The sequence below is a fragment of the Halopseudomonas salina genome, from assembly GCF_014637955.1.
GTDB classification, from domain to species: domain Bacteria; phylum Pseudomonadota; class Gammaproteobacteria; order Pseudomonadales; family Pseudomonadaceae; genus Halopseudomonas; species Halopseudomonas salina.
In genome coordinates, this window is the sequence record NZ_BMFF01000020.1 from 1 (window position 1) to 726 (window position 726).

Here is a 726-nt window from a genome sequence, read left to right on the forward strand (position 1 = left end):
TTAACGCCCGCAGCACGCGCAGCTTTGTAGTGAAGGCGAAGCCGCAACGAAAAAGCTGTCGCTGTGCCTGCGATTGTTAGCACTTTTATTGGAAATAAAGCTTTGCATTATTTTCAACCGCCACCTGACACAAGCTTACTAAGGCATCGGTCATTGGCTCACCATCAATGTTTTGTAATGAAGCATTGAGGTTATTTCCAGGTTCATATGGGGTTTGCCTCGACCAATCGTACTCTATTTTCTGAGGCGGCAACTTGGCTAATACTTTCTTTATGTAAGTTAACTCCTCAATTAGATTCTCACACTCTTGAGGCGTCCAGTAACCATCCGAATCATGATGATTTATTAGGAGCTTGCAATTTTTGGGGTCTACGTTTTCTTTGATGGAATCAATGAATTTACCATAGTCGTGATATGTCCCAACTTGGAATCCATCTATCTCTTCATCATCCTGCGTGAAAACCGCCAGATATAGGCTCATGCCCTTTGCCTCAAAATACGAATTCTGCTTTGTCCTTTATCATCTACTAATGACTCGATGGCCTCTTGGAGCTTAGAACTAACTATGCATATGTCAGGGATTTTGATCATCAAATATGAGTTTTCTTCACTACATAGGCGAGCAAAATACTGAATCTCATTTGTGAGTTTCAGTTCAGATACATTTTTGTACATTCCATAGCCAATATGGCTTCTACTGTCGATGTATTTCATAGAGTGCTAACG

At 41.0% G+C, this 726-nt stretch carries 1 protein-coding gene; it reads right to left on the bottom strand.

Annotated elements, in window-relative coordinates:
* Nucleotides 1-85: 85 nt before the first annotated feature.
* Nucleotides 86-481, bottom strand: a complete 396-nt coding sequence (locus IEV54_RS17280; protein WP_150279463.1) for an Imm70 family immunity protein — start codon at nucleotides 479-481, stop codon at nucleotides 86-88.
* Nucleotides 482-726 lie beyond the last annotated feature (245 nt).